This window comes from Amycolatopsis sp. NPDC031561 (assembly GCF_055580625.1).
Map to the genome: position 1 here is coordinate 198548 of NZ_JBVILA010000018.1, position 7801 is coordinate 206348.

The 7801-nt window shown below is 68.7% G+C and carries 8 protein-coding genes; 4 read left to right on the forward strand and 4 right to left on the reverse strand.

From position 1 onward, the window contains the following. Window positions 1-21 precede the first annotated feature (21 nt). Window positions 22-1437: an argininosuccinate lyase gene (gene argH / locus ACZ5IK_RS30260; protein ID WP_465490804.1), complete on the forward strand. Its 1416-nt coding sequence runs from the start codon at window positions 22-24 to the stop codon at window positions 1435-1437. Window positions 1438-1497: 60 nt separating this feature from the next. Here argH and ACZ5IK_RS30265 read toward each other — a convergent pair whose 3' ends face one another. Further along, entirely contained in the window at window positions 1498-2193 is a 696-nt protein-coding gene (locus ACZ5IK_RS30265; protein ID WP_465490805.1) for a TetR/AcrR family transcriptional regulator, read from the reverse strand. Window positions 2194-2226: 33 nt separating this feature from the next. Here ACZ5IK_RS30265 and ACZ5IK_RS30270 point away from each other — a divergent pair, with 33 nt between their 5' ends. Beyond that, window positions 2227-3603, forward strand: a complete 1377-nt coding sequence (locus tag ACZ5IK_RS30270; protein WP_465490806.1) for a serine hydrolase domain-containing protein — start codon at window positions 2227-2229, stop codon at window positions 3601-3603. Here ACZ5IK_RS30270 and ACZ5IK_RS30275 read toward each other — a convergent pair whose 3' ends face one another. From ACZ5IK_RS30275 to ACZ5IK_RS30285, 3 genes are read right to left on the reverse strand one after another with little or no spacing between them, the layout of a single operon-like run. After that, on the reverse strand, window positions 3604-4239 hold the full coding sequence (locus tag ACZ5IK_RS30275) for a TetR/AcrR family transcriptional regulator (RefSeq protein WP_465490807.1): 636 nt from the start codon (window positions 4237-4239) through the stop codon (window positions 3604-3606). It lies immediately after the preceding gene. After that, the gene (locus tag ACZ5IK_RS30280; protein WP_465490808.1) at window positions 4239-4910 is read right to left on the reverse strand and encodes a DUF4166 domain-containing protein; all 672 of its coding nucleotides are present in this window, start codon (window positions 4908-4910) and stop codon (window positions 4239-4241) included. The genes ACZ5IK_RS30275 and ACZ5IK_RS30280 overlap by 1 nt, the downstream gene beginning before the upstream one ends. After that, window positions 4907-5482: a hypothetical protein gene (locus tag ACZ5IK_RS30285; RefSeq protein ID WP_465490809.1), complete on the reverse strand. Its 576-nt coding sequence runs from the start codon at window positions 5480-5482 to the stop codon at window positions 4907-4909. The genes ACZ5IK_RS30280 and ACZ5IK_RS30285 overlap by 4 nt, the downstream gene beginning before the upstream one ends. 112 nt (window positions 5483-5594) lie before the next feature. On the opposite strand from ACZ5IK_RS30285, the gene ACZ5IK_RS30290 reads away from it, so the two are divergent. Together ACZ5IK_RS30290 and tyrS are read left to right on the forward strand one after the other, a co-directional pair. Next, window positions 5595-6230, forward strand: coding sequence for a DNA-3-methyladenine glycosylase (locus ACZ5IK_RS30290; protein ID WP_465490816.1), 636 nt, complete (start codon window positions 5595-5597; stop codon window positions 6228-6230). A gap of 32 nt (window positions 6231-6262) precedes the next feature. Further along, on the forward strand, window positions 6263-7537 hold the full coding sequence (gene tyrS / locus ACZ5IK_RS30295) for a tyrosine--tRNA ligase (RefSeq protein WP_101608747.1): 1275 nt from the start codon (window positions 6263-6265) through the stop codon (window positions 7535-7537). Window positions 7538-7801 lie beyond the last annotated feature (264 nt).

Below are 7801 nucleotides of genomic sequence, written 5' to 3' on the forward strand. Positions count from 1 at the left end.
CCAAGGAATTCGAGGAGTGTTGTGAGCGGGAATGAGCAACCGGTGCAGCTGTGGGGCGGCCGGTTCGCCAGCGGTCCGGCGGAGGCGATGGCGGCGCTGAGCGCGTCGACCCATTTCGACTGGCGCCTGGCGCCGTACGACATCGCCGGGTCGAGGGCCCACGCGCGGGTACTGCGGAAGGCCGGGCTCCTCACCGACGACGAGCTGACGGGCATGCTCGCCGCGCTGGACACGCTCGCGCAGGACGTCGCCTCGGGCGCGTTCACCCCGACAGTCGCCGACGAGGACGTCCACACCGCGCTCGAACGCGGCCTGCTGGAGCGCGCGGGCACCGAACTCGGCGGCAAGCTGCGGGCGGGCCGGTCACGCAACGACCAGGTCGCGACGCTGTTCCGGATGTGGCTGCGGGACGCGGCCCGCCGCGTGGTCGCGGGCACCCTCGGCGTCGTCGACGCGCTGGTTTCGCAGGCGAACCGGCACCCGGACGCGATCCTCCCGGGCCGCACCCACCTGCAGCACGCCCAGCCGGTCCTGCTGGCGCACCACCTGCTTGCGCACGGCCAGTCGCTGCTGCGTGACGTCACCCGGCTGCGTGACTGGGACGCTCGCACCGCCGAGTCGCCCTACGGTTCCGGCGCGCTCGCGGGTTCCTCGCTCGGCCTCGACCCCGAGGCCGTCGCCGCGGAACTCGGTTTCGACACCAGCGTCGACAACTCCATCGACGGCACCGCCTCGCGGGACTTCGTCGCCGAGTTCGCCTTCAACGTCGCGATGCTCGCGGTGAACCTGTCCAGGATCGCCGAAGAGGTGATCATCTGGAACACCGCCGAATTCGGCTACGTCACCCTCGACGACGCCTGGGCGACCGGCAGTTCGATCATGCCGCAGAAGAAGAACCCCGACGTCGCCGAGCTGACCCGCGGCAAGGCCGGACGGCTCATCGGCAACCTGACCGGCCTGCTCGCGACGCTCAAGGCGCAGCCGCTCGCGTACAACCGGGACCTGCAGGAGGACAAGGAGCCGGTCTTCGATTCCGTCGAGCAGCTGGAGCTGCTGTTCCCGGCGATCGCGGGCATGCTCGAGACGCTGACCTTCCACACCGACCGGCTCGCCGAACTCGCGCCCGCCGGGTTCACCCTCGCCACGGACATCGCCGAATGGCTGGTGCGCCAAGGGGTTCCGTTCCGTGTCGCGCACGAAGCGGCGGGGGAGAGCGTCCGCGTCGCCGAGGGCCGCGGTGTCGGCCTCGACGAACTGACCGACGAAGAGTTCGAGAAGATCAACCCGGCGCTGACGCCCGCCGTGCGCGAGGTACTGACCGTCGAGGGCTCGGTGAGCTCGCGCAACGCCCGTGGCGGTACCGCTCCGGAGCGGGTCGCCGAGCAGCGGGACCGGCTGGTCGCGCGGGTCACCGAACACCGCGCCTGGCTGAGCTGACCTGTCGCGTGAAGGCCCCCTTCCCTCTGCTTAGCCGAGGGAAGGGGGCCTTCACGCGCATCAAGGAAGCCTGGCCGCCAAGCCGTCGAGGACGCATTCCAACCCGTTGGCGAAGTCGGCGTCGTTGGTCTCGCCCGGTTTCCGATCCCGCTGGGCCGCGTACAGCTTCTTGAGCCGCGGGTGATCCCGCACCGCCTGCTCGGCAGCGGGCCACAAGCGATCTTTCCACTCCTGCTCACTCTGCCCGCTGCGCTTGAGCGTCGTCAGCCACGCGGCCTCGCTGGTGGCCCTCCCGACAACGAACGCCATGAGCGTGTTGAACGCCAGATCGGCGTCGTCCAGCGAGAAACCGGCCTCCTCGAACAGCGCCAACGCCGCTTCTGACAGCCGCAGGACGTTCGGTCCCAGATACACCACCCCCGCCTCGCCGAGCAGCGAGCCGATCCACGGGTGGCGGAGGAACACCGCACGCAGGTCGTGCGCGAACCGCGTCGCCGCCGTCCGCCACGGACCCGGCTCCGGGAGCGCGACTTCGCCGTGGATTTCGTCGACGACCAGTTCGACCAGCTCGTCCTTGCCAGCCACATGCGTGTACATCGACGCGGCGGCCACGTCGAGCCGCATCCCGAGCTTCCGCATGCTCAGCGCGTCGATGCCCTCGGTGTCGAGCAGTTCGATGGCCGCGGAAACGATCTTTTCCCTGCTCAGCAGCGGCTGCTCGCGCTTGCGTTTCGGGGGACGGACCCAGATCGACATCCGCACTGCCTCCTTGTCCGTACAGTGTTTAGTATGCCTAACAGTGTACGGACAACCTTCGATCATGCCCACTGGCAGTCCCGCCTCGACGATCTGCGCGCCGAACACCGTGTTCCCGGCGCGTCCCTCGCGGTGCTGACCGAAGGCGAGATCCACGAACTCGCGAGCGGGATCCTGCACCGGGGGACCGGCGTGGAGACGACCACCGACTCTGTCTTCCAGCTCGGCTCGATCGCGAAGGTCTACACGGCCGCGTTGGTGCTGGGGCTGGCCGAGGAGGGACGGCTGGACCTCGACGCACCGGTGATCGAGGCGCTCCCTGAGTTCGCGACGGTCGATCCGGAGGCGACCAAGACCATCACCGCCCGGCAACTGCTCAGCCACACCGGCGGGCTCACCTGCGACTTCATGGAGGACACCGGACGCGGCGACGACTGCCTCGCCAAATACGTCGAAGCAGCCAGGGGAGTGGCGCTCGACTGCCCGCCGGGCACGGCCGCGTCCTACAGCAGCGTCGGGTATGCCGTGCTCGGCCGGATCGCGGAGGTGCTCACCGGACTGACCTGGGACGACGCCCTGCGAGAGCGGCTCATCATGCCGCTCGGGCTCACCGAGACGATGACCCTGCCCGAAGAGGCCTTGCGGTTCCGGGTGGCGATGGGACATCTCGGGCAGGACTCGGAACCGACGGCCGCCTGGGATCTCCTGCCACGCAACGCCGGCCCGTACGGCCGAGTGCTCGCCACGGCCGGCGACGTGGTCCGCTTCGCGCGGATGCTGCTGGACGGCACCGCTCCCGACGGGAGTCGCGTGCTCGCCGAAGAGACGGTGACCGCGATGCGGCGTCGCGAGGTCGAAGTACCCGACAAATGGACGCTCGGTTCCGACGGCTGGGGCCTGGGCCTCTCGACCTACGACTGGAACGGCGTTCCCGGTTTCGGGCACAACGGTTCGTCGATCGGGCAGCGCTCCTACCTGCGGGTGGTTCCGGAAGCCGGGCTGGCCTTCGCGCTGCTCACCAACCACGGCACGACCGATCGGCTGTACAACGACCTGTCACGGGAACTGCTCGGCGAACTCGCCGGAGTCCAGGTGCCCGCCGAGTTCACTCCGCCGCCGTCACCGCCTTCGGTGAATGTCGCACCTTTCGCGGGCACCTATCGCCGCGAAGGCGTCATCATCACCGTCACCGAAACGGAAGGGAAGCTGCACTTCGTCTACGAATTCGCCGACGCGCTCGAGGGAATCGCCCCGTCGATCGAGGCGGATCTGGTGCCGGTGTCGGAAAACGTCTTCGCCGGGATGAACCCGATGTTCGGCGACGACTGGATGCCGGTGCTGTTCTCGAACCTCCCCGACGGCACCGAACACTGCTACACCAGCATGCGAGTCGCGCCAAAGATCGCGTAGCTACTTCTTCGCGGTCTTCCGGAGTTTCGCGCGCACCGCGCGGGTGGCCACCGGGCCGAGCCCTTCGAGGACGTCGGCCAGGACGGCCAGCTGGCCCAGTGCGGCCAGCGCCTTCTCGGCGCCTTCCGGATCGACCGACTCGAACAGCGTCAGGCCGAGGAAACCGGCGGAGACCGCGTGGGCGAGCCCTTCGGTCTCCGCCAGTTCGAGCACCGGCGAACCGGCCAGCACGCGGTCGAGGGTCCCTTGGACTTCGCGGACCCATTTGTCCAGCGCTTCCCGCGTCGCCTCGGCCAGCCGTCCGCCGCCCTGCGAGCCGGCGAGGGCCTGGGCGAGGACAGCCATGTTCCCCTCGGCGCGCTCCTCCGCGTGGATGGTCCGGCCCAGCTCCAGCAGTTCGCCCAGCGTGCGCACTTCGGCGAACCGGGCACGGAAATGGGCGACGCGGCTTTCGGTCGCCGTCACGCAGGCCTGCGCGAGCAGCTCCTCGACACTGCCGAAGTGGTAGAAGATCAGCGCCTGGTTCGTGCCCGCCGCGGTGGCGACGGTCCTGGCGGAAACCGCGGTGATTCCGCTGGTGCGGATGGTCTCCAACACGCCGTCGATCAACCGCTGTTTCGTGCTGGGCCCGTTCATCAGTCCAGGACCTTCTCACGCAACGGCTTCACCGCGCCGCTCACCCCCGCCCGCAGGTCGACGAACCGTGCCTCGAACGCGCCCCGGTAGCCGAACAGCGGGCCGAACCGCCGGTTCGTCACCTTGATCTCGATCCTGAACAGGTCGCTTTCCTCGTCGAACCACTCGTCGACCTCGGCCACTCCGACGACGGATCCCGGCACCACGCAGCGGAGCGGGCCTTCGCACAGCCGGAACTCCTCCGACCGGATGTGGAAGCCGCCGTCGGGCCGCACCGTCAGGTCGAGATCGACCGCGATGTGCTGATGCGTTCCCAGGTAGTCGACGATCTTCCCGCGGTCGGCGCTGTAGACCATCTGCGCGTCGAACCGCCGTCGCCGTCCCGGCAGCTCGAAGGTACGGACGAACGACACCGTCTCCCTTCCGAGCGAGTCGACGTACGGGTAGTTCTCGATGGTGAAGGGGACGTTGCGGCCGCGCTCCGGGAACAGGATGTGTCTCGACGCGCCGAGCCGCAGGAACGGCGTGGCGAAAGCGGCGCCGCGCCAGATCTCGTCCATCACGCCGACGCCGATCATCCCGACGCCGTTCGCCGTGCTCAGCGACAGTCGTTCGCGCATCCGCGGGTGCAGCGACGCGAACTCGGCGCCCAAGGCCTCTTGGAAGATCATGCCTGCTCCAGGGTGTCCAGAATGCGGGGTGCGATGCTGTCCTTGCCCGCCCGCGGACTCCGGCGGCAGCGGCTCGCCGAGGGCGAGCGCAAGGGGAGGTCCTCCGGCGGGCAGCCGGTTTCGAGCCAGAGACGGAGCCTGTCGAACGACCAGGCCGTCATCCAGCCGAAGAGCGGCCGGAACAGCAGATCGGCGAACCTGCCGAAGACACCCCACCGGGTGATGTAGTCGAAGCCGGTGACGAACCGGACGCCGTCCTCGGCCGGGGTGTAGCGCCAGTACCCCGAACCGGACTTGATGAGGGACAGGGGATCCGCGGAGGCGAACCGCAACGCGGACGTCCGGCCGCCGTCGGGCCGTTCGCTCTCCCCGGCGTGCGTTCCGGTCCCGCTGATCACGAACCCCAGGAATTTCGTCGCGTACCGGAACCGTCCCGGCACGCCCGCGAACGGTTCGATCCGCGCGAAGCGGAGATCCCACCGTTCGTGCAGGTCGGGATCCTGCGTGTACCGCCACAGGGTGCCGAGGTCGGTGCGGATCACCGTTTCGACGTAAAGCGCTCTCCGGCTCATCGAGCCTCCCCTCCAGATTGAGCGATCGCTCAAAAGCACTGTAGACCATATTTGAGCGATCGCTCAATACCGAACTGTCGGAGGCTCCGGTTAAGGTCGGGGAGTGCGGAACGTGGTGACCGGGAGGCAGTTCACCCGGCGGGAGCTGGCGCTGGATCCGGTGGAGCTGTCGACGCTCTTGCTCGGCGCGGTGATCGAAGCGACCGGTCCCGACGGCACGGTCGCCGTCCGCCTGGTCGAGGTCGAGGCCTATCGCGGGCTCGACGACCCCGCTTCGCACTGCTATCGCGGCAAGACCCCGCGCAACGCGGTCATGTGGGGTCCGGCGGGGCATCTGTACGTGTACTTCGTCTACGGCATGCACTTCTGCGCCAACGTCGTCGGCACCGAAGACGGGCAGCCGGGCGCTGTGCTGCTGCGGGCGGGGGAAGTGGTGTCCGGCGCGGACATCGCCAAGGCGCGCAGGCCGTCGGCGCGGGGCAACGGCGAACTCGCCAAGGGGCCCGCCATCCTCACCTCGGTACTCGGCATCGACAAGGCCGAGAACGGCGTCGACCTGACCGATCCCGCGTCACCCGTCCGGCTGTTCACCGGCGAACGCGTCCCCGGCGCGGACATCCGCACCGGGCCGCGCGTCGGCGTCGCGATGGCGATGGACACGCCGTGGCGGTTCTGGATCGACGGCTCGCCCGCGGTCTCCACCTATCGCCGGGGCGGCAAGCGGCGGGCGGCGGCCCCCGGCCGATAGTCGGTTGACCTGGTGCGGGAGGATCTACAGGCGTGAGCGAGCACATCCTTGACGAGCTGACCTGGCGCGGCCTGATCGCGCAATCCACCGACACCGACGCACTGCGGCGAGACCTCGACCAAGGACCCCTCACGCTCTATTGCGGATTCGACCCGACCGCGCCCAGCCTCCACGCCGGCAACCTGGTCCCGCTGCTGATGCTCTCGCGCTTCCAGCGCGCCGGGCACCGGCCGATCGTGCTGGCGGGCGTCGCCACCGGGATGATCGGCGACCCGCGCGACACCGGTGAGCGCACCCTGAACACGGTGGACACCGTCTCCGAGTGGGCCGACCGGATCCGCGGCCAGCTGGAGCGGTTCGTCGACTTCGACGACTCGCCGACCGGCGCGGTCATCGAGAACAACCTGGACTGGACCGCGAAGCAGAGCGTGGTCGAGTTCCTGCGCGACGTCGGCAAGCACTTCCCGGTCAACATGATGCTGAACCGGGAGACGGTGAAGCGCCGCCTCGAAGGCGACGGCATCTCCTACACCGAGTTCAGCTACCTGCTGCTCCAGTCGCAGGACTACCTGCACCTGTACCGCGAGTACGGCTGCAAGCTGCAGATCGGCGGCTCGGACCAGTGGGGCAACCTCGTCGGCGGCGTCGACCTGATCCGCCGCACGGACGGCGGGCACACCCACGCGCTGACAGCGCCGCTGGTCACCGACTCCGAGGGACGCAAGTTCGGGAAGTCCACCGGCGGCGGCAGCGTCTGGCTCGACCCGGAGATGACCTCGCCGTACGCGTGGTTCCAGTACTTCCTGAACGTCGCCGACGCCGACGTCATCCGCTATCTGAAGATGTTCTCCTTCCTCGGGCAGGAGGAGATCGCGGCGCTCGCCGAAGACACCGAACAGCGCCCCCACCTGCGGTCCGCGCAGCGGAAGCTGGCGGAGGACTTCACCACCCTGGTGCACGGCGAGGAAGCGACCCGGCAGGTCGTCGCCGCGAGCCAGGCGCTCTTCGGCAGGGGAGAGCTGCGTGAGCTCGACTCGTCCACCCTCGACGCCGCCATGGCCGAGGTACCGAACGGCAAGGCGGACCCGAACGGCGAGTCGACGATCGTCGACCTGCTGATCGCCGCCGGGCTCGTCGACAGCAAGGGCGCCGCGCGCCGCACCGTCAAGGAAGGCGGCGCGTACGTCAACAACACGAAGATCGCCGACGAGGAGTGGAAGCCGTCCGCGGACGACGCTCTGCACGGCCGCTGGCTCGTGGTCCGCAAGGGCAAGCGCAACGTCGCCGGCGTCCGCGTCGGGGGCTGACCGTGGCCCTGGCCCGAAACAGGAGCCTTGACCTGCGGAAACGCAGTTAAGGTACCCCCCCTGTTTCGGGCCCCTGCGGGCCATGTAAAGTTCTCCAAGTCGCCAGGGAAACCGGGTGGCCGCGGGACACGAACCAAGCTCTCACCTCAAGGTGATTGAGTGGGTGTCCCACCAAAAACTGCTAGAAATAACTGCTTCGGATAAGGCCGCGTGACTGCGGTGCGATCTGGGGTGTGTTGCTTGAGAACTCAACAGTGTGCTAGT

Coding starts and splice junctions, on each gene's coding strand:
- ACZ5IK_RS30265 (WP_465490805.1), bottom strand. CDS start 2,193: ATGTCGATCTGGGTCCGTCCCCCGAAACGCAAGCGCGAGCAGCCGCTG.
- ACZ5IK_RS30270 (WP_465490806.1), top strand. CDS start 2,227: ATGCCTAACAGTGTACGGACAACCTTCGATCATGCCCACTGGCAGTCC.
- ACZ5IK_RS30275 (WP_465490807.1), bottom strand. CDS start 4,239: ATGAACGGGCCCAGCACGAAACAGCGGTTGATCGACGGCGTGTTGGAG.
- ACZ5IK_RS30280 (WP_465490808.1), bottom strand. CDS start 4,910: ATGATCTTCCAAGAGGCCTTGGGCGCCGAGTTCGCGTCGCTGCACCCG.
- ACZ5IK_RS30285 (WP_465490809.1), bottom strand. CDS start 5,482: ATGAGCCGGAGAGCGCTTTACGTCGAAACGGTGATCCGCACCGACCTC.